26 protein-coding genes are annotated in these 22,458 nt (G+C 60.8%); 18 read left to right on the top strand and 8 right to left on the bottom strand.

Going from position 1 to position 22,458, the window contains the following annotated elements; genetic code table 11:
- Nucleotides 1-11: 11 nt before the first annotated feature.
- Nucleotides 12-1,178: a 1-acyl-sn-glycerol-3-phosphate acyltransferase gene (locus D8U61_RS03145; RefSeq protein WP_122880675.1), complete on the top strand. Its 1,167-nt coding sequence runs from the start codon at nt 12-14 to the stop codon at nt 1,176-1,178.
- A gap of 130 nt (nt 1,179-1,308) precedes the next feature.
- Here D8U61_RS03145 and D8U61_RS03140 read toward each other — a convergent pair whose 3' ends face one another.
- Complete coding sequence (locus D8U61_RS03140; RefSeq protein ID WP_064362140.1) at nt 1,309-1,587, bottom strand: hypothetical protein; 279 nt, start codon at nt 1,585-1,587, stop codon at nt 1,309-1,311.
- A 193-nt stretch (nt 1,588-1,780) separates the two neighbouring features.
- Here D8U61_RS03140 and D8U61_RS03135 point away from each other — a divergent pair, with 193 nt between their 5' ends.
- Nucleotides 1,781-1,987 carry a hypothetical protein gene (locus D8U61_RS03135; protein WP_016770662.1) on the top strand — a complete coding sequence of 69 codons (207 nt, stop codon included), beginning with the start codon at nt 1,781-1,783 and terminating at the stop codon, nt 1,985-1,987.
- Between the two features lie 349 nt (nt 1,988-2,336).
- Here the strand turns inward: D8U61_RS03135 and D8U61_RS03130 are convergent, their stop codons facing one another.
- Nucleotides 2,337-2,921, bottom strand: a complete 585-nt coding sequence (locus D8U61_RS03130; protein WP_024014276.1) for a YajG family lipoprotein — start codon at nt 2,919-2,921, stop codon at nt 2,337-2,339.
- A 205-nt stretch (nt 2,922-3,126) separates the two neighbouring features.
- Between D8U61_RS03130 and D8U61_RS03125 the strand changes: the two genes are divergently transcribed.
- Together D8U61_RS03125 and mqo are read left to right on the top strand one after the other, a co-directional pair.
- The gene (locus D8U61_RS03125; RefSeq protein ID WP_016773235.1) at nt 3,127-3,360 is read left to right on the top strand and encodes a hypothetical protein; all 234 of its coding nucleotides are present in this window, start codon (nt 3,127-3,129) and stop codon (nt 3,358-3,360) included.
- Nucleotides 3,361-4,064: 704 nt separating this feature from the next.
- Nucleotides 4,065-5,573 carry a malate dehydrogenase (quinone) gene (mqo, locus tag D8U61_RS03120; RefSeq protein WP_130926402.1) on the top strand — a complete coding sequence of 503 codons (1,509 nt, stop codon included), beginning with the start codon at nt 4,065-4,067 and terminating at the stop codon, nt 5,571-5,573.
- A gap of 105 nt (nt 5,574-5,678) precedes the next feature.
- Here the strand turns inward: mqo and D8U61_RS03115 are convergent, their stop codons facing one another.
- The 3 genes from D8U61_RS03115 to D8U61_RS03105 form a co-directional block, all read right to left on the bottom strand.
- Nucleotides 5,679-5,966, bottom strand: coding sequence for a PA4642 family protein (locus D8U61_RS03115; RefSeq protein ID WP_130926401.1), 288 nt, complete (start codon nt 5,964-5,966; stop codon nt 5,679-5,681).
- 63 nt (nt 5,967-6,029) lie between these two features.
- Nucleotides 6,030-6,509 carry a hypothetical protein gene (locus tag D8U61_RS03110; protein ID WP_130926400.1) on the bottom strand — a complete coding sequence of 160 codons (480 nt, stop codon included), beginning with the start codon at nt 6,507-6,509 and terminating at the stop codon, nt 6,030-6,032.
- A gap of 179 nt (nt 6,510-6,688) precedes the next feature.
- Nucleotides 6,689-7,246 carry a hypoxanthine-guanine phosphoribosyltransferase gene (locus tag D8U61_RS03105; RefSeq protein ID WP_016773231.1) on the bottom strand — a complete coding sequence of 186 codons (558 nt, stop codon included), beginning with the start codon at nt 7,244-7,246 and terminating at the stop codon, nt 6,689-6,691.
- A gap of 164 nt (nt 7,247-7,410) precedes the next feature.
- Between D8U61_RS03105 and upp the strand changes: the two genes are divergently transcribed.
- Together upp and D8U61_RS03095 are read left to right on the top strand one after the other, a co-directional pair.
- Entirely contained in the window at nt 7,411-8,049 is a 639-nt protein-coding gene (gene upp, locus D8U61_RS03100; protein ID WP_024014279.1) for a uracil phosphoribosyltransferase, read from the top strand.
- Nucleotides 8,050-8,051: 2 nt separating this feature from the next.
- Nucleotides 8,052-9,326 carry a uracil-xanthine permease family protein gene (locus D8U61_RS03095; RefSeq protein ID WP_016773229.1) on the top strand — a complete coding sequence of 425 codons (1,275 nt, stop codon included), beginning with the start codon at nt 8,052-8,054 and terminating at the stop codon, nt 9,324-9,326.
- Between the two features lie 132 nt (nt 9,327-9,458).
- Here D8U61_RS03095 and hemH read toward each other — a convergent pair whose 3' ends face one another.
- Together hemH and D8U61_RS03085 are read right to left on the bottom strand one after the other, a co-directional pair.
- Nucleotides 9,459-10,484: a ferrochelatase gene (gene hemH / locus D8U61_RS03090; protein ID WP_130902213.1), complete on the bottom strand. Its 1,026-nt coding sequence runs from the start codon at nt 10,482-10,484 to the stop codon at nt 9,459-9,461.
- 13 nt (nt 10,485-10,497) lie between these two features.
- Nucleotides 10,498-11,400: a TIGR01777 family oxidoreductase gene (locus tag D8U61_RS03085; protein WP_130926399.1), complete on the bottom strand. Its 903-nt coding sequence runs from the start codon at nt 11,398-11,400 to the stop codon at nt 10,498-10,500.
- Nucleotides 11,401-11,597: 197 nt separating this feature from the next.
- Here D8U61_RS03085 and D8U61_RS03080 point away from each other — a divergent pair, with 197 nt between their 5' ends.
- From D8U61_RS03080 to D8U61_RS03025, 12 genes are all read left to right on the top strand, one after another.
- Nucleotides 11,598-12,584 (top strand): NAD(P)/FAD-dependent oxidoreductase, encoded by a 987-nt coding sequence (locus tag D8U61_RS03080; RefSeq protein WP_024014282.1) that lies wholly within the window; start codon nt 11,598-11,600, stop codon nt 12,582-12,584.
- Nucleotides 12,581-12,796 carry a TIGR02450 family Trp-rich protein gene (locus tag D8U61_RS03075; protein ID WP_016773224.1) on the top strand — a complete coding sequence of 72 codons (216 nt, stop codon included), beginning with the start codon at nt 12,581-12,583 and terminating at the stop codon, nt 12,794-12,796. The genes D8U61_RS03080 and D8U61_RS03075 overlap by 4 nt, the downstream gene beginning before the upstream one ends.
- Before the next feature lie 213 nt (nt 12,797-13,009).
- Complete coding sequence (locus D8U61_RS03070; protein WP_125925720.1) at nt 13,010-13,972, top strand: DUF523 and DUF1722 domain-containing protein; 963 nt, start codon at nt 13,010-13,012, stop codon at nt 13,970-13,972.
- Complete coding sequence (locus D8U61_RS03065) at nt 13,972-14,913, top strand: MerR family transcriptional regulator (protein WP_016773222.1); 942 nt, start codon at nt 13,972-13,974, stop codon at nt 14,911-14,913. The genes D8U61_RS03070 and D8U61_RS03065 overlap by 1 nt, the downstream gene beginning before the upstream one ends.
- A 16-nt stretch (nt 14,914-14,929) precedes the next feature.
- On the top strand, nt 14,930-16,375 hold the full coding sequence (gene phrB, locus D8U61_RS03060) for a deoxyribodipyrimidine photo-lyase (protein WP_130926398.1): 1,446 nt from the start codon (nt 14,930-14,932) through the stop codon (nt 16,373-16,375).
- A complete protein-coding gene (locus D8U61_RS03055) occupies nt 16,368-16,790 on the top strand; it encodes a nuclear transport factor 2 family protein (RefSeq protein WP_130926397.1) in 423 nt (140 codons plus the stop codon). Before phrB ends, D8U61_RS03055 begins: the two co-directional genes overlap by 8 nt.
- On the top strand, nt 16,787-17,569 hold the full coding sequence (locus D8U61_RS03050) for an SDR family NAD(P)-dependent oxidoreductase (RefSeq protein WP_016773219.1): 783 nt from the start codon (nt 16,787-16,789) through the stop codon (nt 17,567-17,569). Before D8U61_RS03055 ends, D8U61_RS03050 begins: the two co-directional genes overlap by 4 nt.
- The gene (locus D8U61_RS03045; protein WP_016773218.1) at nt 17,566-18,813 is read left to right on the top strand and encodes an FAD-dependent oxidoreductase; all 1,248 of its coding nucleotides are present in this window, start codon (nt 17,566-17,568) and stop codon (nt 18,811-18,813) included. Before D8U61_RS03050 ends, D8U61_RS03045 begins: the two co-directional genes overlap by 4 nt.
- Nucleotides 18,810-19,625, top strand: coding sequence for a DUF1365 domain-containing protein (locus D8U61_RS03040; protein ID WP_016773217.1), 816 nt, complete (start codon nt 18,810-18,812; stop codon nt 19,623-19,625). The genes D8U61_RS03045 and D8U61_RS03040 overlap by 4 nt, the downstream gene beginning before the upstream one ends.
- Nucleotides 19,612-20,877: a cyclopropane-fatty-acyl-phospholipid synthase family protein gene (locus D8U61_RS03035; protein ID WP_016773216.1), complete on the top strand. Its 1,266-nt coding sequence runs from the start codon at nt 19,612-19,614 to the stop codon at nt 20,875-20,877. The genes D8U61_RS03040 and D8U61_RS03035 overlap by 14 nt, the downstream gene beginning before the upstream one ends.
- Nucleotides 20,870-21,361: a DUF2878 domain-containing protein gene (locus D8U61_RS03030; RefSeq protein ID WP_130926396.1), complete on the top strand. Its 492-nt coding sequence runs from the start codon at nt 20,870-20,872 to the stop codon at nt 21,359-21,361. Before D8U61_RS03035 ends, D8U61_RS03030 begins: the two co-directional genes overlap by 8 nt.
- A gap of 52 nt (nt 21,362-21,413) precedes the next feature.
- Complete coding sequence (locus tag D8U61_RS03025) at nt 21,414-21,719, top strand: YkgJ family cysteine cluster protein (RefSeq protein ID WP_024014290.1); 306 nt, start codon at nt 21,414-21,416, stop codon at nt 21,717-21,719.
- A gap of 135 nt (nt 21,720-21,854) precedes the next feature.
- Here D8U61_RS03025 and D8U61_RS03020 read toward each other — a convergent pair whose 3' ends face one another.
- Nucleotides 21,855-22,373 carry an acyloxyacyl hydrolase gene (locus tag D8U61_RS03020; protein ID WP_122507863.1) on the bottom strand — a complete coding sequence of 173 codons (519 nt, stop codon included), beginning with the start codon at nt 22,371-22,373 and terminating at the stop codon, nt 21,855-21,857.
- Nucleotides 22,374-22,458: the final 85 nt, after the last annotated feature.

Genomic DNA, 22,458 nt, shown 5'->3' with positions numbered 1-22,458 from the left:
AACAAGAGAGCATGATGGGCGAATTCGATGCCATCCGACCTTACGACGACAGCGAAGTACCTGCGGTACTGGCAAGGCTGCTCGGCGACAAGGCGTTTCTAGATATCCTCACCCACTTCCGCTTCCCGCGTTTTGCCGGTGCCTTCGGCTGGATGCTCAAACCTCTTATAGCCCATCGGCTGCGTCGTGAGTTTGCCGGCGTGAATTCCGTGGCTACCTTACAGGACAAAGTCGAGTTCTACGTCGACCACACCATCGAGCGCGCCACCGACGGCGTGACGTATACCGGTGTCGAGCAATTCAAGTCCGGCAGCGCCTACCTGTTCATCGCCAACCACCGCGATATCGTCATGGACCCGGCCTTCGTCAATTACGCCGTGTACCACGCCGGCCTGCCGACGCCGCGCATCGCGATTGGCGACAACCTGCTGCAGAAGCCGTTTGTCAGTGACCTGATGCGCTTGAACAAGAGCTTCATCGTCCACCGTTCGATCACCGGCCGTCGCGAGAAAATGGCGGCGTATCAATTGCTGTCGGCGTACATCAATCACTCGATACGCAACGATTGCGCGTCGATCTGGATTGCTCAGGCTGAAGGTCGGGCGAAGGACGGCGACGACCGCACCGAGTCGGCGATCCTCAAGATGTTCCACATGAGCCGCAAGGACGAGCCGTTCGGCGAAGTGATCCGCTCGCTCAACGTGACGCCAGTGTCGATCAGCTATGAGTACGACCCTTGCGACCAGGCCAAGGCCCGCGAACTCTACATCCGCGCCACCACCGGCACCTACGCCAAAGCGCCGGGCGAGGATGACGTGAGCATCGCCAAGGGCATCACCGGCTACAAGGGCCGGGTGCACGTGAACTTTGCCGCACCGATCACCGAGGTGTTCGAAGACACCAAGCAATTGGCGATCGAAATGGACAAGCAGATTCTCGGCGGCTACCGGTTGTTCCCGGTGCATTACCTGGCGTACGCGCAGTGGGCGGATGCCGACCCGCAACTGAATGTGCCTACGGCGGCCGAGGTGTTCCCGGCTGACGAACTGGCCAAGGCGCAGGATGAATGGCAGAGCCGACTGGACGCCTGCCCCGCTGAGCATCGGCCGTACCTGGTGCTGCAATATGCGACGCCGGTGCGCAACCAGTATCGGGTCAAGGCTGGATTGCCGCTGTAGGCAAAAGCGGTGGCGAGGGGATTTATCCCCGCTGGACTGCGCAGCAGGCCCTGTTTTTCTCAGGTAAAAACTTGGGAGCGCTGCGCACTCCAACGGGGATAAATCCCCTCGCCACAGGTTTGCTACTGCTTCAGAAGCGGGTGCTGATCCAGGACACCAGCAGCGCCAGACCGAGGCAAGCAAAACCAAAACGATAGAAAAACCGGTTCATGCGCAATGTCGCCCAATCGAGCATCGGCTCGGCATTCGGCTGCGCCTGGCGCTGGGCGGCGAGGCTGGCCTGGGCGCGTTGCTCTCGTCGGCGGGTCGCGTGCAGCAGCCAACTGCCTGGAAAGGCCAGCAGCAAGGCCAGCAGGTTGATCAACTTGGCGGGATGGGCGGTAAACAGCGTCATCAAGTGCAGCGACATCACAGACCTCGAACTTAACCGGTGTGGCAGACGCCAGACCGACGACCGCGGCGCGGATTCTACCCAAACCGGCCCACCCTGCCCCAGCCTTTGCGACAAATAACCTGACAATCGACCGATGGCTGTCCTGTGTCATGGCATCGTCACGTGGATGCTTCACCCTGCGCGCCTCGAAACCCGAATGGAATGCGACATGCTGCACGCGGAAAACCAGGATCGCCTGTACCTCATCACTCCTTACGACGACCAGCAAAGCCTGGTCGGCAGCCTCGCCTTCAACGTGCAGGACCGGCACTGGCTGGTGTATTGCGCGCTGGGCGGGCATCAGCATGCGGACTTGCCCGAGACCGATTTGCTGACTGGCGTGAGCGTGCTCGATTTTTATTCTCAGGCTGCCTGAACGTCAAAAGCACCCTCACCCTAGCCCTCTCCCAGAGGGAGAGGGGACTGACCGAGGTGTTTGCGGTAGATACGCCGACATGAGATACCGCGCCGAACTCAGGTTTTGAAGCACACGCGATCGACTCCCTCTCCTTGGGGAGAGGGGACTGAACGAGGTGTTTGCGGTAGATACGCCGACTTGAGATACCGCGCCGAACTCAGGTTTTGAAGCACACGCGATCGGCTCCCTCTCCCTCGGGAGAGGTCTGGGGTGAGGGGAATCGATTTCCCATACGACACAAATCTCAGATCCACAAAAAAGCCCGGAACCATCACTGGCCCCGGGCTTTTTCAGATTCGCTGCAAACTTACTCAGCGAGCACCTGCCCCACGGTCGGGTCCTTGAACAGACGCGTCAGTGCGTCACTCAATACATCGCTGACCAGCTTGGTATTGGTCTCCTGATTCGGCGCCATGCCGAAGCGCTGGTCCAGCGACGCACCGTAACGGCCGCTGTAACGGCGGTTGGCGTTCTGCACGTCGGAGCGGAAGGTCGCGCCGATGGTGGCTTCGGTCACGTACATGCCTTCTTTTGGCGACTGGTATTTCAGCTCGGCCAGGGTCACGGTCAGCTGCGGCGCGTTGGGTGCGTTGGTGGTCGGGGTGAAGCCGAGCAGCCGCACGGCGGCTTCGGCCTGGGCCTGCAGCTTGGGCAGGATCTGCTCGCGCTGTACGGTGATGGCGCTGGTTTCCGGGTACAGACCGCCACGGGTGCCGAGGGTCGGCGAAGGACGACCGTCGACCACACGCACGATGACAGGCTGGCCGCGACCGACCGCTGGCAGTTGCGTGGTCAGCTTCGGCTCCGGATTCAGTTGTTGCGGGCTGTGGGCGCAGCCGGCGAGGGTCAAACCGGCGACAGTGATCAAACCGAACAACAGGCGTTGCAACATGCTCTTCTCTCCAGAATCAGGCACAAACAGGCCGGCAGTATAGCGGTGGGCCACTGCGCGTAACCAGCGTCGCACAGTGAATACTGAAATGTCTGACAAACCCCGCCGAAAGCGGTTCCTGTCACACATTCTTCACCGTCCATACACCGCGACGTCACGGCCCACCGGCAAGCTTCACAGCAGTCCTCCTTCAAGGAACTCTGCCATGCGTTATCTGATCTCGCTGTTCGCCCCTCGCCCACTGCATCGCAGCTTCGCCCTGCTCGACCGCAACGGCCGTTGCCAGGCTTTCAAGCAGTGCAGCCTGCAACCGATGGGCGATGGCTGGGTGGAAATCGAAGAAATCCGCCTGACCTGGTTGAACCAGCCGCTGCCCGCCAGCGCCCGAGTCGTACCGCGACAAATGCGCGCACGGGGTCAGGTGCAGTTGAGCATCTGACCGGATGCCTAATAAAAGTCATTAAACACGAGCAACTGCGCGCATTTCTTCGCTACAATCTCCCCCCGATTATAAGGACGTCTCCTGATCGGGCCCCGCAACAGCGTCAATGCGCATGCATCGACATCAAAATCGCCCACAGAGAGCCGCCCACACAGATCGAGTGAAGTTGGCGCGCTTGCCTGTTCTTCCGGCAAAAACCCGCTTTTCGCGAATCTGCAGAGCTGTCATTCGCTCGGCCACCGCGTTGTTTTGCCCTAGCGGGCAGGTGCCAGGCCAAGGCAGCCCTTTTTTGAGGTTCACGTCTTCAAAAGAGCGTGAAAAAAACGGGTTTTCACAACTTCACAAGAGTGTGGCGAGCAAATGAATAGTTTTGCGTCTGAACATGCACCATTAGCGTCTGAAACAGCCCAACGACACAGGACCGGGTATACCTCGAACATCGGAGCCTGAAGCCTGTCCGCTACGGATTTGGTTGCACGAAAACGGATGACTCGACCATAAGTCGAATTGCCAGCCCTGCGCGAAAATGCGTTCATTGAACGCTTGAAACCAGGCCGCACGCATCCGTCGAAGTTGCGAAAAATTGCGAAGATTCGGACATGGCCCACCTGACCATGGATAGCCCGGGCCCACTGACCTGCCCTGGAACGCCTGGCAGCCATGCCGACAATTTGGTGCTGCAGATTTGGGAGACGCGTTAAATGGCGCATAACGAAGCAGTCGACGTAGTTCTGGTAGGGGCCGGCATCATGAGTGCCACCCTGGCCGTACTGCTCAAAGAGCTCGACCCCGCGATCAAGCTGGAAGTCGTCGAGCTGATGGATTCCGGTGCCGCGGAGAGTTCCAATCCGTGGAACAACGCCGGTACCGGTCACGCCGGGCTGTGTGAGCTGAACTACACGCCGCAGGCCGCTGACGGCACCGTCGACATCAAGAAAGCCGTGCACATCAACACCCAGTTCGAGGTGTCGAAGCAGTTCTGGTCGTACCTGACCAAAAAAGGCACGTTCGGCTCGTGCAAATCCTTCATCAGCCCGGTACCGCACCTGAGTTTCGTTCAGGGCGAAAGCGGTGTGTCGTTCCTCAAGGAGCGCTTCAATGTCCTGAGCAAGCACCACGCGTTTGCCGACATGGAGTACACCGAAGACAAAGGCAAGATGGCCGAGTGGATGCCGCTGATGATGCCGGGCCGCTCGCCGGACGAAGTCCTCGCCGCCACCCGCGTGATGAACGGCACCGACGTCAACTTCGGCGCCCTGACCAATCAGTTGCTCAAGCACTTGAGCAGTGCCCCGGACACCCAGGTCAAATACTGCAAGCGCGTGACCGGCCTCAAGCGTAACGGCGCCGGCTGGACCGTCAGCATCAAGGACGTCAACAACGGCAACACCCGCGAAGTCGACGCAAAGTTTGTCTTCCTCGGTGCCGGTGGCGCGGCCCTGCCGTTGCTGCAGGCTTCGGGCATCGAAGAAAGCAAAGGCTTCGGCGGCTTCCCGATCAGCGGCCAGTGGCTGCGTTGCGATAACCCGGAAGTGGTCAAGCACCATCAGGCCAAGGTCTACAGCCAGGCGGCCGTGGGTTCGCCACCGATGTCGGTGCCGCATCTCGACACTCGCGTCGTCGACGGCAAGAAATCGCTGCTGTTCGGGCCATACGCCGGTTTCACCACCAAGTTCCTCAAGCATGGCTCATTCATGGACCTGCCGATGTCGGTGCGCGCCGGTAACATCGGGCCGATGCTGGCGGTGGCGAAAAACAACATGGACCTGACCAAGTACCTGGTCAGCGAAGTGATGCAGTCGATGGAACAGCGTCTGGAATCCCTGCGCCGTTTCTACCCGCAGGCGAAAGCCGAAGACTGGCGCCTGGAAGTGGCCGGCCAACGGGTGCAGATCATCAAGAAGGACCCGAAAAAGGGCGGCATCCTGCAGTTCGGTACCGAACTGGTCGCGGCGAAGGACGGCTCCCTCGCTGCCCTGCTCGGCGCTTCGCCAGGCGCGTCGGTGACCGTTTCGATCATGCTCGAGCTGATCGAAAAATGCTTCCCGGCCAAGGCGTCCGGCGAGTGGGCCACCAAACTGGCGGAAATCTTCCCGGCCCGTGAAAAGGTTCTGGAAACCGATGCTGCGCTGTATCGCAAGATCAACACGCAGAACAACATCGCCCTGGAACTGGTTGAAGAAAGCAGCGAGACACCAAGCTTCGCTTGATCTTGCGGCATAAAAAACGCCCCGTACTCCTTGAGTGCGGGGCGTTTTTTATGGCCAAGCAAGAACCAATAATTCTGGCTTACAAACCTTTGTAGTGAGGTGGCCTCAGCTGCGAGCTTTCTTGATCAATTCGATGTAGTCGGCAGCGTTGCGATGATCCTCGATCAAATTGACGAAAGTGTTGCCCTGCTCATCCTTGCCATCAACGTCATAACCCGCCGCAACAAAGAAGCCCAGAAAGCGCTCGAAGTCATCGATGCGCAAACCGCGATAGGCCTTGATCAGTTTGTGCAGCGACGGCGAAGTGGCGTCGACCGGCTCAAAATCGAGGAACAGCTTGATCTGCTCATCGCCGATCTCGTCACCAATCACTTGTTTCTTATCTTTACGCATTGCCGACTCCAGCTCGCAGACATGACACGGGGCGGGCAGTTTACCCCTGCCCGACCGCCCGGCTCAACGCGGACGAATCGCCCCGGTGTGCAAATCGGCCCAGATATGGCCGTTGGCATAACTGAGGAACTGCACATACACCGTGTCATTGCGCAACAGATCAATCACCACGCGGTACTGAGCGAGCGGATAGAACAGCGTCAGGGTTTTGCTTTTGTCATCGTAGGCCGGCTTTTTCAGGCTTTTGCTTTCGCCGTCGAAACTCACCAGCACCTGAGAAATGCTCGCGCCCTTGTTCAGCGATTTGCCTTTGAGGCGGATCAACAAGGATGAGGTGACCGGAATCGGCTGCTGATTGGACTGGCGCTGCGCACCGACCACCACCGAATACTCGCTGACCTGCAGCAGTTGCTGTTGCTCGGGTTCAGCGTCGCGCAGGGTCAGATCGTCCGGCGGCAGGAACTGGCTGTGCATCGGCGCGGCGGACAGCGGCAGGCTGAGAGACAGCAACAGGGCGGCGAGACTGCGGATCAAGAGGCGCATGACAGGCTCCGGGGGCGGGGCCGAGCACTCTAGCATGGCTGTCGCGCAAGGATCAGCACACACAAAAACAACTGTGGGAGCGAGCCTGCTCGCGAAAGCGGTGTGTCAGTTTTCAATGATGCTGACTGACACGACGCCTTCGCGAGCGGGCTCGCTCCCACAGGGGGCAATGCAGGTTCTTACATGCCTTTAACGGCGTAAATCCCGTTGGCATTGCGCCAGTAGCCTTTGTAGTCCATGCCATAACCGAAGATGTAGCGGTCGATGCACGGCAGGCCGACGAAATCGGCTTTCAGGTCAGGACGTGCCTTGCGGTCGTGGTCCTTGTCGATCAGCACGGCGGTGTGCACTTTGCGTGCGCCGGCGTGTTTGCAGAAGTCGATGATCGCGCCCAGGGTATGACCTTCATCGAGGATGTCGTCGATGATCAGCACGTCGCGGTCGATGAACGAGACTTCCGGCTTGGCTTTCCAGAACAGGTCGCCGCCGCTGGTTTCGTTGCGATAACGGGTCGCGTGCAGGTAGGACGCTTCCAGCGGGAATTGCAGATGCGTCAGCAGTTTGCCGGAGAAGATCAGGCCGCCGTTCATCACGCAGAACACCACCGGGTTGCTGTCAGCCAGTTGCTCGTTGATTTGTGCACCGACGCGGGCGATGGCCGCCTCGACTTCAGACTCGGTGTACAGGCAGTCAGCCTCTCGCATGATTTGACGGATATGCTCGAGATCAGCGGACATGGCGCTCTCCAGGGGTTGGCGGAATTGGAAAAGCGGGCAAAGGTACGCATCCCGCGAGGTCGAATCAAGCTCTTATGGACTAACGTACAGAATGTCCTATAGGACATCACCCTCGGATAGATTAATCTAGGCCGGTTTTTTTGCCCGCCGCCGGAGCCTTTCCCATGCCCATCCTCGAGATCCGCCATCCGCTGATCCGTCATAAACTCGGCCTGATGCGCCGCGCTGACATCAGCACCAAGAATTTCCGCGAGCTCGCTCAGGAAGTCGGCGCCCTGTTGACCTATGAAGCTACAAAAGATCTGCCGCTCGAATCCTACGACATTGCCGGTTGGTGCGGCACCGTGTCGGTGGAGAAGATCGCCGGCAAGAAGATCACCGTCGTGCCGATCCTGCGTGCCGGCATCGGCATGCTCGAAGGCGTGCTCAGCCTGATCCCGGGCGCCAAGGTCTCCGCCGTGGGCGTTGCCCGCAACGAAGAAACCCTGCAAGCGCACACCTATCTGGAAAAACTGGTACCGGAAATCGACGAGCGTCTGGCGATGATCATCGACCCGATGCTCGCCACCGGCAGCTCCATGGTTGCCACCATCGATCTGCTGAAAAAGGCCGGTTGCCGCGACATCCGTGCCATGGTCCTGGTGGCCGCGCCGGAAGGCATTGCTGCCGTCGAACAAGCGCACCCGGACGTGACCATCTACACCGCGTCCATCGATGAACGTTTGAACGAGCACGGCTACATCATTCCTGGGCTTGGCGATGCTGGTGACAAGATCTTCGGCACCAAGCAGAAGGACGCGTGACCATGCAGCAAGAGTTCAACGATCCGCTCTGGCGCACGGTGCTGTCCGGTGCGCAGATGCTGTTCGTGGCCTTCGGTGCCCTGGTGCTGATGCCGCTGATCACCGGCCTGGACCCGAACGTGGCACTGTTCACCGCGGGTCTGGGGACGATTCTGTTCCAGATCGTCACCGGGCGACAGGTGCCGGTGTTCCTCGCGTCGAGCTTCGCCTTCATCACGCCGATCATTCTCGCCAAGGGCCAGTTCGGCCTCGCCGCGACCATGGGCGGGGTGATGGCGGCCGGTTTCGTCTACACCTTCCTGGGCCTGGCTGTGAAGATCAAAGGCACCGGCTTCATTGACCGTTTGCTGCCGCCCGTAGTGATCGGTCCGGTGATCATCTCCATCGGCCTGGCCATGGCGCCGATTGCCGCGAACATGGCGATGGGCAAGGCCGGCGACGGCACCGAGCTGATCCACTATCAGACGGCGATGATGATTTCCATGCCGGCGCTGCTGACCACGCTGATCGTGGCGGTGTTCGGCAAGGGCATCTTCCGTCTGGTGCCGATCATTTCCGGCGTGCTGGTGGGTTTTGCCATGTCGTTCTATTTCGGCGTGGTCGACACGGCGAAGATTGCCGCAGCGCCATGGTTCGCTCTGCCGCACTTCACCGCGCCCGAGTTCAACTGGCAGGCGATTCTGTTCATCGTTCCGGTGGCGCTGGCCCCGGCGATCGAACACATCGGCGGCGTGATTGCCGTGGGTAGCGTGACCGGTCGCGATTACCTGAAGAAGCCGGGCCTGCATCGCACCCTGCTCGGTGACGGCATCGCCACCACCGCCGCCGGCCTGTTCGGTGGCCCGCCCAACACCACTTACGCCGAAGTGACTGGCGCGGTGATGCTGACCAAGAACTACAACCCGAAAATCATGACCTGGGCGGCGATCTTCGCCATCACCCTAGCGTTCATCGGCAAATTCGGCGCGCTGCTGCAGAGCATTCCGGTGCCGGTGATGGGCGGGATTCTGTGCTTGCTGTTCGGTTCGATCGCAGCGGTGGGCATGAACACCCTGATCCGCCACAAGATCGACCTGGGCGAAGCGCGCAACCTGGTGATTGTTTCAGTGACGCTGGTGTTCGGTATCGGCGGCGTGCTGGTCGGCACCGGCACCGGTCCTGATGACTTCGGCCTCAAAGGCATCGCGCTGTGCGCGGTGGTGGCGATTGCGCTGAACCTGATCCTGCCGGGCAATGATGGCTGGAAGCAGAAGAAGGCGGATGAGCCGCTGATTTAACCCCCCGCAATGATCGTTCCCACGCTCCGCGTGGGGATGCCTCAAGGGACGCTCCGCGTCCAGTGACGCGGAGCGTCACGGGCTGCATTCCCACGCAGAGCGTGGGAACGATCACTGTGTGAGCGGGCTTGCTCAGAGGGCCAGCGGCGCTCTTTCGCAGAGCGTGGCCAACGCCTTGGCCCATTGCGGGTCGTCGTTCAGGCACGGCACCAGCAGCAACTCCTCGCCCCCCGCTTCGCGGAACTGTTCCTTGCCGCGATCGCCGATCTCTTCCAGCGTCTCGATGCAATCGGCGACGAACGCCGGGCACATCACCAGAATCTTTTTCACCCCGCTTTTGGCCAGTTCATCCAGCCGCGCTTCGGTATACGGCTCGATCCATTTCGCCCGGCCCAGGCGCGACTGAAACGACACCGACCATTTTCCGTCCGGCAGGCCCATGCTTTTGGCGAAGGCAGCGGCGGTGCGGAAACACTGCGCGCGATAACAGGTCGCCAATACCGCCGGCGAGGCGGTCTGGCAGCAATCGGCGCCCTTGAGGCAGTGATTGCCCGTCGGGTCGAGTTTGCTCAGATGGCGCTCCGGCAAGCCGTGAAAGCTCAGCAGCAGATGATCGTAATTCTGCTGCAGATGCGGACGCGCACTGGCGGCCAGTGCTTCGATGTATTCCGGCTGATCGTAGAACGGTTGCAGGATCGACAACTGCACATCGAGCTTCTTCTCGCGCAGTACGCGCCGGGCTTCTTCGATCACCGTGGTCGTGGTGCTGTCGGCGAACTGCGGGTACAGCGGCGCCAGCGTGATCTTCTTATGTCCCGCTTTGACCAGACGCAGCAGACAGGTTTCGATCGACGGCTCGCCATAACGCATCGCCAGATCCACCGGGCCGTGTTTCCACGTCCGGGTCATCTGCTCCTGCAAGCGGCGGCTGAGCACCACCAGCGGCGAGCCCTCCTCCCACCAGATCGAGGCGTAGGCATGGGCCGATTGCTCGGGGCGCTTGATCAGGATCAGCGACACCAGCAACCGCCGCAGCGGCCATGGCAGGTCGATCACGTAGGGGTCCATCAGAAATTGATTGAGGTAGCTGCGCACATCGGCCACCGAGGTGGAGGCCGGAGAGCCCAGGTTGACCAGAAGCAAAGCGTGATCGGTCATGCAACGTCCTATTTCAGAGGCGGCTGGAGAGATCATCCAGAGCCGCGCGTAAATCCGTAAAGCGGAAGCTGAACCCCGCTTCCACCAGGCGTGCCGGCGTCGCACGCTGGCCGCCGAGCAATAACAGTGACAGCTCGCCGAGCATGACTTTCAGCGCCAGGGTCGGCATCGGCATGAACGCCGGGCGGTGCAACACACTGCCCAGGGTCTTGGCAAATTCGCGGTTGCGCACAGGTTTCGGCGCGCAGGCATTATAAGGACCGCTGGCCTGATTCCGGTGCAGAAGAAAATCAATCAGGGCGATTTGATCGTCGATATGGATCCACGGCATCCACTGTCGACCATTGCCCAAAGGCCCGCCCAGCCCGAGTTTGAACGGCAGCAACAGCCGCGACAAAAAGCCGCCCTCGGCCGACAGCACCAGACCGGTTCGCACCAGCACCACGCGGACGCCGAGGTTCTCGGCACGCAGCGCGGTCTCTTCCCAGGCGATACACAACTGACTGGCGAAGTCGTCGATGCCGGGCGGTGATTCTTCAGTCAACTCGCGTTCGCCACCGTCGCCGTACCAGCCGATCGCCGAGCCGGAAATCAGCAGCGCCGGTTTCTGCGCGCGAGTTTCCAGCCACGCCAGCAGCGTTTCCGTCAGGGTGATGCGGCTGCTCCACAGCAACGCCTTGCGTCGATGGGTCCAGGGGCGGTCGGCAATCGGCGCGCCGGCGAGATTGACGATCGCATCCAGCGGCTCTTCGCCGAGGTCCTCCAGACGCGAAATTCCGCGCACCTGCGCGCCGCAGATCTGCGCGACTTTTTCCGCGCGGCGACTCCACACCGTCAGCCGATGGCCCTGCTCCAGCCAGTGCCGGCAGAGCTGACGTCCGATCAAACCAGTACCGCCGGTCAGCAATATGTGCATGACATCTTCCTCGCGTGGCGTTTAACCCGGATCACTAGTCTATTTTTATAGGCAGGGATCTTTTCGATCGGGCAGGCTCTATGGTTTAACAATAGGCCAAGCTGTCAGAACGAGAACGCTAGAAGTTATACCAAAAAACAGAATTGTACAGGTTTGATCGACGGCGTAGTCTGTACAGAAAGGTAAACGAGGCCCCTATGACTGTACCTATCGCAATCATCGGCACCGGCATCGCCGGGCTCTCCGCCGCCCAGGCTCTGACAGAGACCGGGCACACCGTTCAACTGTTCGATAAAAGCCGCGGCAGCGGCGGGCGCATGTCGAGCAAGCGCAGCGACGCCGGCTCGCTGGACTTGGGCGCTCAATACTTCACCGCGCGTGACCGGCGCTTCGTCACCGAAGTGCAGCGCTGGCAGAGCCAAGGCTGGGCCGCCGAGTGGGCGCCGCAGCTGTACACCTTCCAGGGCGGCCAACTGAACATGTCGCCGGACGAGCAGACCCGCTGGGTCGGCACGCCGCGCATGAGCGCCATCACGCGCGGCCTGCTCGATGGCCTGGACGTGCAGTTTGCCTGCCGCATCACCGAGGTCTATCGCGGTGAAGAACACTGGCATCTGCAGGACGCCGATGGCTGCACCCACGGCCCCTTCAGCCATGTGGTGATCGCCACACCGGCACCGCAAGCCACCGCGTTGCTGGCCGCCGCACCGAAACTTGCCGGCGTCGCGGCCGGGGTGAAAATGGAACCGACCTGGGCGGTCGCCCTTGCCTTCGAAACCCCACTCGATACGCCGATCGAAGGCTGCTTCGTACAGGACAGCCCACTCGACTGGCTGGCGCGCAACCGCAGCAAACCCGGGCGCGACAGCACTCTCGACACGTGGGTGCTGCATGCAACCAGCGCCTGGAGCCGGCAACACATCGACCTCTCCAAGGAAGCCGTGATCGAGCATCTGCACGGTGCGTTCGCCGAACTGCTGCACAGCGCCATGCCTGCGCCGACCTTCAGCCTCGCCCACCGCTGGCTCTACGCCCGCCCCGCTACCGGCCATGAATGGACCACACTGGCTGATGTCGATCTGGGCCTGTACGCCTGTGGCGACTGGTGCCTGTCGGGCCGCGTTGAAGGCGCCTGGCTCAGTGGTCAGGAGGCTGCACGTCGCTTGCACGAACACCTGCAATGAATCGCATCAATCCGCGCAAATTGCTGCTGTCGAAGTGGACAGCAGCCCATCCGCAAAATCGCGAAAAACATTTTCTGGTCACCGAACTGATCCGCGACGAGGAAGGTACGGTGCTGGAAGTTGAATTGCAGGCGGTGCTGACCCAGCGTAGCGAGAGGCTGGATTGGCAGGTGCTGAAAGACAGCAAGCTCTGGTTACTCGGCTGGAAATAGATTTCCCTTGTGGTGGCGAGCCTGCTCGCGAAAGCGCTCTATCAGAAACAAATTCCTTTACTGACCCACCGCTTTCGCGAGCAGGCTCGCTCCCACAGATCAACGCCGCACAAAAATCTTATACAAATCATTTGACTTGTACATCCATCGATCTATGCTGAGGAAAAGTTGTACAGAGATAACTCTCTGTACAGGTATAGATTCGAGGTGCTCATGTCTACTGCTTCCCTGTCCAAGCCGAAGATCGCCATCAGCGCCTGCCTGTTGGGCGAAGAAGTGCGCTACAACGGTGGGCACAAGGAATCGCGGCTATGCAGCCGTACCCTCACCGAATATTTCGATTTCGTCCCGCTGTGCCCGGAAGTCGCCATCGGCATGGGCATTCCCCGTGAGCCGATCCGACTGGTCGGCGACCCTGAACAACCCGAGGCCGTCGGCACCGTCGACCGGACCATCAACGTCACCAGGCCGCTGGCCGCATACGGCGAGAAAATGGCCGCCGAGTTGCAGGACCTGTCCGGCTACATCTTCATGCAGCAGTCGCCCTCCTGCGGGCTGGAACGGGTCAAGGTCTATCACGACAATGGCGCGCCAGTGAATGGTGGCGGACGTGGCATCTATGCGCAGGCATTCTGTGCCCAACATCCGGATCTGCCGGTGGAAGAAGCCGGGCGCCTCAACGATCCGGTGCTGCGGGAAAACTTCATCACCCGCGTCCTGGCCTACAGCGCCTGGCAGCAAGTGCTCGCCGAGGGCCTGAGCCGCCGCGCCCTCACCGAATTCCATTCGCGCTACAAGTACCTGCTGATGGCGCACAACCCGCTGCAATACAAAAACCTTGGCAAGATGCTCGGCAATATGGCTGACAGCGATCCCGCCGAGCTCGGCCCGCGCTACTTCAGCGAGCTGATGGCCGCGCTGAAGAAATGCGCCACGCGCGGCACCCATTGCAACGTGCTGCTGCACCTCAGCGGTTATTTGAAACAATCGCTGAGCGCCGAAGACAAACAGGAAATGCAGCAGATCATCGGCCAGTATCGCCAGGGCATCGTGCCGCTGGTGGTGCCGTTGACGCTGCTCAAACACCACTTTCGACTCCATCCGGACCCGTACATCGCGCAGCAGGTTTACCTGCAGCCGCACCCGGAAAACCTCAGTCTGCGAAACGCGATCTAATGAACGATAAAACCGACAGCAGCGCCCGGGAAGACCTCGGCGCCGACTTCAAGAAAGCCCTCGACGAGGGCTGGTTGCCGATTCGCGAAGTCGCGCGGCAGACCGGCGTCAACGCCATCACCCTGCGCGCGTGGGAACGTCGCTATGGGTTGGTGGTGCCCCAGCGCACGCCCAAGGGCCATCGACTGTATAGCGCTGAACATGTGCAGCGAATCATGGCCATCCTCACCTGGCTCAACCGTGGCGTTGCGGTCAGCCAGGTCAAGCCACTGCTCGATGCGCCGCAGGCCTTCACGGAAACCGTGGAAAACGATTGGCAGCGTCTGCATCAGACGTTGTTGTCGGCGGTCACCTCGCTCAATGAGCGCGCGCTGGATGACAGCGTCAATCAGGCCATCGCCTTGTATCCGCCACGGACGTTGTGCGAGCAATTGCTGATGCCGCTGCTGGCCGAGCTCGAACAGCGCTGGCAGGGCCAGTTCGGCGCACAGATGGAACGGACGTTTTTCTTTTCCTGGTTGCGCAGCAAATTCGGCGCACGCATCTACCATAACAACCGCCAGCTGCATTCGGCGCCGCTGCTGTTGATCAATCATTCAGACCTGCCGCTGGAGCCGCATCTGTGGCTGTGCGCATGGCTGATCAGCAGTGCCGATTGCCCGGTGCAAGTGTTCGACTGGCCACTGCCGGCCGGTGAACTGGCGCTGACCGTCGAGCATCTGCAAGCCCGTGGCGTGCTGCTGTATTCGAGCAAAGCCATGCAACTGGCGCAGCTGCCCAAGCTGTTGGCGAACGTCAATTGCCCGACCTTGATTGCTGGCCCCACGGTGCACATTCACCACACCGAGTTGTCCGCACGCACCGCCCAGACTGCCGATCTGTTCCTGGCTGAAGATCCGCTTGCCGCACACCAGGCGCTGCTCGAGCGCGGATTGATTTGATGATGGGTTTAATCACATGCAACTGATCTGGCTGCGCAGCGACCTGCGCCAACATGACAACACCGCCCTCGCGGCCGCCGCAGCGCGCGGCCCGACTGTGGCAGTGTATCTGTTGAGTCCGCAGCAATGGCTGGAGCACGACGATGCGCCGTGCAAAGTGGATTTCTGGCTACGCAATTTGCGCGAACTGAGCCAGAGCCTCGGCGCGCTGAACATTCCGCTGTTGATTCGCAGCGCGCCGCACTGGGATCAGGCGCCAGCAGAACTGCTCAAGCTGTGCCGGCAATTGAAGATCGAGGCGGTGCACGTCAACGAGGAATACGGCGTCCACGAAAGCCGCCGCGATGAAGCCGTGGCCGAAACGATGCGGGCCGAGGGCATCGAGTTCCACAGCTATCTGGATCAGTTGCTGTTCAAACCCGGCACGATCCTGACCAAGACCGGCACCTACTTCCAGGTGTTCAGTCAGTTTCGCAAGGTCTGCTACGAGCGCCTGCATCGCTCGATGCCTGCACTTGTAAAGGCACCGGGCAAACAGGCCGCGCTGGGTATCGAAAGTGACGCAATTCCGGAGGCGGTCAAAGGCTTCGCCACGCCAAGCGAATCCCTGCGCGCCTTGTGGCCGGCCGGCGAGCATGAGGCGCAGCGCCGCCTGGACACTTTCACCGACGCGCAGATCGACTACTACCGGAGCGAACGCGACTTCCCGGCCAAACCCGGCACCAGCCAATTGTCGGCGTACCTCGCCGCCGGGGTGATCTCGCCACGCCAGTGCCTGCACGCTGCACTGCAAAGCAATCAGGGCGAGTTCGAAAGCGGCAAGGTCGGCGCAGTGACCTGGATCAACGAGCTGCTGTGGCGCGAGTTCTATAAACACATTCTGGTCGGCTATCCACGCGTCTCGCGGCATCGCGCCTTCCGCCCGGAAACCGAGGCGCTGGCCTGGCGCGATGCGCCGGAAGAACTCAAGGCGTGGCAGGAGGCACGCACCGGACTGCCGATCATCGACGCGGCGATGCGCCAATTGCTCGAAACCGGCTGGATGCACAATCGCCTGCGCATGGTCGTGGCGATGTTCCTGACCAAAAATCTATTGATCGACTGGCGCGAGGGCGAACGCTTTTTCATGCGCCACCTGATCGACGGCGACCTGGCGGCCAACAACGGTGGCTGGCAATGGAGCTCGTCGACCGGCACCGACTCGGCGCCGTACTTCCGTATCTTCAACCCGTTGAGCCAGTCGGAAAAATTCGATGCCGAAGGCGTGTTCATCAAGCACTGGTTGCCGGAACTGGCCGGGCTCAACAAGAAGGAAGTGCACAATCCGGCGGCAGCCGGAGGGCTGTTCGGCGTGGCCGATTATCCGGCGCCGGTCGTTAACCTCAGCACTTCACGCGAGCGTGCGCTGACGGCGTTCAAGAACCTGCCGTCGCGCCAGCCTGTGGGCGGCAGCGATGAGTGAATTCCTGCGCAGCTTCGCCCGCGAGTTTTCCGGGTTGAACAAAGCCAACCTGTATCGCCTCGGCGAGCTGTACAGCGACGACATTCATTTCACTGATCCGCTGCACGAAGTTCAGGGCCTGGCACAACTGCGGGATTACTTCAGTGAGCTGTACGCCAACGTCAGCGATCTGCGTTTCGATTTTCATGGTTTCGACCAGATCCGCGAAGGTGAGGGTTACCTGCGCTGGGTCATGAGTTATCGCCATCCGCGCCTGGCCAAGGGCCGGGAAATCAGGGTCGGTGGCTGTTCGCACCTGCTCTGGCGCGACAAGGTTTATCGCCATCGGGATTATTTCGATGCCGGGGCGCTGCTGTATGAACACTTGCCAATATTGGGCCGGGCGATTGCCTGGCTGAAAAGGAGAATGGGATGAGTCGTACACCTCCACGGCGGTATTGGCTGACCGGGGCCAGCAGTGGCATCGGTGCAGCATTGTGTGAGGACATTCTGAAAAGTGGCGCGCACCTGGCGGTCAGCTCGCGCTCGGCCGCGCCGCTCAAGGTCTTGTCCCAGCGTTATCCGGGCCAGGTGCTGGTGGTGCCCGGCGATCTGACCAACAGTCAGACCGTGCGCGAAATCGGTGAGCAGATCGCCGAGGCCTGGGGTTCGCTGGACAGCGTGATTCTCAACGCCGGCACCTGTGAATATGTCGACGCGCGCCAGTTCGATTCGTCGATCATCGAGCATGTGGTGCGCACCAATCTGCTCGCCAGCAGCTATTGCATCGAAGCCGCCCTGCCGCTGTTGCGCAAAGGCACCGCGCCGCATCTGGTCGGCATGGCCAGCTCGGTGACTTACCTGCCGCTGCCACGGGCCGAAGCCTACGGCGCATCGAAGGCCGGGCTGCGTTACCTGTTCGAATCGCTGCGCATCGATCTGGCGGATGAAGGCATTGAAGTCACCATCATCAGCCCGGGTTTTGTCGAAACGCCGCTGACCGAAAGGAACGATTTCCCGATGCCGCTGAGCTGGCCTGCGGATAAAGCGGCGCGGCACATCTTCGCCAAACTCAAGGACCGTCCGCTGGAAATTGCCTTTCCGGGACTGTTCATGGCCGCTCTGTGGCCGCTGTCGAAACTGCCCGCCCGCGCGCAATTGGCGATCGGCAAACGCATGGTGCGCAAGAACCCTCCGCAGCGGGACCCGATATGAAAATCGCCGTAATTGGCAGCGGTATCGCCGGGCTCACCTGCGCCTACCTGCTGAACCGCCGCCACGACATCACCGTGTTCGAAGCGAGTGACTGGGTCGGCGGCCATACCCACACCGTACCGGTCAGCGTGGCCGGGCAATCGTTCGCCATCGATACCGGTTTCATCGTGTTCAACGACTGGACTTACCCGAACTTCATTCGCTTGCTCAACCAGCTTGGCGTGGCGTTCAAGCCGACCGAAATGAGCTTTTCGGTAACCGACCCGGACACTGGGGTGGAGTACAACGGCAACAACCTCAACAGCCTGTTCGCCCAGCGCAGCAATCTGTTGTCGCCGGGGTTCTGGGGCATGCTGCGCGACATTCTGCGCTTCAACAAAGAAGCCCAGCGCGACCTGATCGAACTGCGCATCGCCGCTGACACCACCCTCGATGATTACCTCAAGGCTGGCGGCTACGGCGAGCGTTTCATCCTGCATTACATCGTGCCGATGGGCGCGGCGATCTGGTCGATGCCGATGGCGGAAATGCTCAATTTCCCGCTGCAATTCTTCCTGCGTTTCTTCAAGAATCATGGCCTGCTCTCAGTCAGCGATCGTCCGCAGTGGCAGGTCATTGAAGGCGGTTCCAGTGCCTATGTGGCGCCGCTGACTGCTTCATTCAGCGACAGGATTCGTCTGAACTGCCCGGTCAAGCGCGTCGAGCGCAACCAGCACGGCGTAGTTATCCACAGCCCGGCCGGCCTCGAACATTTCGACAAAGTGGTGTTCGCCTGTCACAGCGATCAGGCGCTGAACCTGCTGGCCAACCCGAGCGACGCCGAGCGTTCGATTCTCGGTGCCCTGCTCTACGCCGACAACGACGTCGTGCTCCACACCGACACGCGCCTGCTGCCAACGCGCAAACTGGCCTGGGCCAGCTGGAACTATCGCCTCGGCGGCGCCGGCCATACCCGCGCGGCGGTCACCTACAACATGAACATCCTGCAGGGCATCGAGAGCGACACTACGTTCTGCGTCAGCCTCAACCAGACTGCCGGCATCAGCCCGGATAAAGTGCTGGCCCGCTATACCTACGCCCACCCGCAATACACCCTCGCCGCAGCGGCCGCGCAAAACCGTTGGGGCGAACTCGATGGCGAGCAGCACACGCATTATTGCGGCGCCTACTGGGCCAACGGTTTTCACGAAGACGGCGTGGTCAGCGGGCTGCGCGTAGCCGCCGCGTTCGGTGAAACCCTGTGAACAGCGCTCTGTACAACGGCGTCATCGGCCACCGACGTTTTTCGCCGCGCCGCCACGAATTCCGCTATCGCATCGGTTTGCTCTATCTCGACCTGAGCGAACAGGACGCCGTGCTGGCGCTGTCGCCACTGGCCGGGCGCAGCCGCTTTGCGCCGTTCTCGTTTCGCGAAACCGATTACCTGAAAGCCTTCACCGGCAAGGGCATGCGCCTGATCGACGCCGTGCGTCAGCAGGTCGGCGCAGCCATCGGTCATGAGCCACAAGGCGCGGTGTGCCTGCTGACCCAGCCGCGCAGTTGGGGGCTGTCGTTCAATCCGGTGAGTTTCTTCTACTGCCATGAAGCCGACGGGCAACTGGCGGCGATCGTTTGTGAAGTGACCAACACGCCGTGGCGCGAGCGTTATCACTATGTGCTGCCGGCGCAGACGCCGACCAGCCTGGTGGATTTCCATCAGCATTTCGCTGTGGCCAAGGCGTTTCACGTCTCGCCGTTTCTGCCCCGCGACCTCGAATACCGCATGAGCTTCAGCCCCGCTGCGCAAAGCCTTGGCGTGCATATGGCCGATTGGCAGGGCAACGAGAAACTGTTCGACGCCACGCTCAATCTGCGCCGTGAACCGCTCGATCGTCGCAGCCTGCATCGCTACCTGCGGCGCTTTCCGTGGATGACCGCAAAAACCGCTCTGGCGATTTATTGGCAAGCACTGCGACTGCTGCTCAAGCGCGCGCCGATCTTCCCTCACCAGGCTGCCGACGGCAGCTTTAAAACCGCCACTGTGCCTCCGAAGGAGCCGCACCATGAAATCCTCTAGCCTGCCGCTCGGTCGCTTCAGCACCAACGGTTTGACCGGCTCGCTGCTGCGCCGTGGCGTGTTGCGCCAATTGGCCCAGCTCAAACACGGACAATTGATGGTCGTCGAGGATGGCGAACAAATGCTTTTCGGCACCCCGGGCAGTGCTCTGCTCGGCGAAGTCCATGTACTCGACCCGGCCCTGTGGGGCATGGTCGCCAGCAGCGGCTCGATCGGCGCCGGCGAAGCATTCATCCACGGCTATTGGAGTTCGCCGGACCTGACTGCTGTGGTGCGCGTGTTCGTCAGCAATCTCGATGTACTCGATGCCATGGAAGGTGGCCTGGCGCGTCTGGGCCGGCCCTTCGTGCAAGGGCTGCACTGGCTCAATCGCAACACGCGAAAGGGTTCGCAGAAAAACATCGCCGCGCACTACGACCTCGGCAATGAACTGTTCGAACAGTTTCTCGACCCGACCATGATGTATTCCGCCGCCCAGTTCCTTTCGCCGAGCGACACCCTGGAACAGGCGCAACTGAACAAACTTGAACGCATCTGCCAGAAACTCGCGCTCAAGCCCAGCGACCACCTGCTGGAAATCGGCACCGGTTGGGGCAGCATGGCCCTGTACGCAGCGCAGCATTACGGTTGCCGCGTGACCACTACGACGCTGTCGAAAGAGCAGTTCGCGTTCACCGCCAAGCGCATCGAACAACTCGGCTTGCAGGATCGCGTCACCCTGCTGCTCAAGGACTACCGCGACCTCAGCGGCGAGTACGACAAACTGGTATCGATCGAGATGATCGAAGCGGTCGGCCATCGGTTCCTGCCCACCTACTTCAAGCAATGCGCGCAGTTGCTCAAGAGCAACGGCCTGATGCTGCTCCAGGCGATCACCATTCGCGAGCAACGCTACGAACAGGCCAAGCGCAGCGTCGACTTTATCCAGCGCTACATCTTCCCCGGCGGCGCACTGCCCTCGGTGCACAAGATGCTCGATGTGGTCAGCCGCGAAACCGACATGAACCTGCTGCACATGGAGGATTTCGGCCTGCATTACGCCAAGACCCTGCGCCTGTGGCACGAGAACTTTCGCCTCGCCCACGGTCGCCTGAGCGAACTGGGCTACGACGATTATTTCCTGCGTTTGTGGGAGTTCTATCTGTGCTACTGCGAGGGCGGATTCCTCGAACGCACCATCGGCACCGCGCAATTGCTGCTGGCCAAACCGGCGGCGATGACCGCGCCGTTGCTCGGGCGCTTCGATGCGTGAGCGAATCGCCAATGCCGTGCTGTTTCAGCTCGGCTGGCTGGCCTGCGTGCTCGGCGGCAACAGTTTGTGGCTGTTGCTGGCGGTGGCGGCACTGGTGATTCATCTGCGCTGGATCAGCAGTTGGGCGGCAGAAGGTCGTTTGATTCTGTGCGTGGTGATTGTCGGCACGGCGGTGGACAGCGTCTTGCGTTACCTCGACGTGTTCCGCTTTGCAGACGCGTCACCGTTGATTCCGCTGTGGCTGATGCTGCTGTGGGCGCTGCTCGCCACCACGTTGCGCCATTGCCTGGCCTGGAGCGCGCGGCCATGGTGGCTGGCGAGCGCACTTGGCGCGGTGGGCGGCGCATTGTCGTACTACGCTGGCGGACGCCTGGCCGGCGTGCAATTTCCCTACGGCGATATCCCCACGCTGATCTTGATCGGGCTGCTCTGGGCCGCGCTGTTTCCGTTGTTGCACTTGATGGCGCGACGTCTGGCGCCGTGAGCGTCCGTCAGCGCTTTCACACCCACAGCGATCACTGCCTTACACTGCCACGATGAAAACCATCCCCCACACCCAAATCGCCGAACCGGCGGTCACCTGCTCGACCTGTGCGGCGTGCTGCTGCCAGCTCGAAGTGATGCTGATCACCGACACCGGCGTACCTGATCGCTTTATCGATACCGATGAATGGGGCGGTGAAGTGATGCTGCGTCTGGACGACGGCTGGTGCGCGGCGCTGGATCGCGACAGCATGATGTGCACGATCTATGAACGACGCCCGCTGATTTGCCGCGAGTTTGAAATGGGCGCGCCGGAGTGCATCGAAGAGCGCCGGGGTATTGCGACAGCCTACCGCTGATTTCTTTGACAACGCAGAAACAACTGTGGGAGCGAGCCTGCTCGCGAAGGCGGTGTGTCAGCCACCATTTGAATTGACTGACACTCGGCTTTCGCGAGCAGGCTCGCTCCCACGTTGGTTCCGCGTAGCGGCGTGTTACAGCGGCATTGTGTAATGCAGCGCGTAGCTTTCTACACCATCGTTGTCGCTGGACAGGCCGGCGTTGGAGTAGTGCGTGGCGCGGATGCCGACTTCGTGGCCGCCGTTGAAGCGCAGGCCGACACCGATGCGGTCTTCGAACTGGAAGGAGCCGCCCAGCTTGTTGCTTTCGTATTCGGTGTTGGAGAAGAACGCCGCGCCGATACCCGCTTCCACGTACGGTTTGACCGACTGACCGGCAAACTCGTAAACGAATACAGGCGAGAACGACAGGCTGTTGTTGCTGGAAGTCTTGTCACCTTCCCAGTACGTGTAGGCACCGCTCCAGTAGCCAGTCAGGCGACCCACGTCGCTCTGCAGCCAGCTCTTGTCCCAGTCGAAATTCATGCCTAAGCGATACGTCATTGTCGAATCGCTGGTACCGCCGACGGCGAATTCAACGCCAGCGGCTTGTGCAGAAATGCTTTGCCCCATCAGTGCGGCCGCAATCGCGGCCAAGCAGAATAGTCGCTTCACTTTGAAACTTCCTTTTCCGGAACGATCGTTTGGTTTTTAGTTGCTGCTGTCGCTATAGAAATCCGCGCTTGGTCAGAAGTTCAGC

This window comes from Pseudomonas sp. Sample_14 (genome assembly GCF_004307515.1).
In the GTDB taxonomy this organism is placed as follows: Bacteria; Pseudomonadota; Gammaproteobacteria; order Pseudomonadales; family Pseudomonadaceae; genus Aquipseudomonas; species Aquipseudomonas atacamensis.
This window is presented reverse-complemented; position numbering and strand designations above follow the sequence as displayed.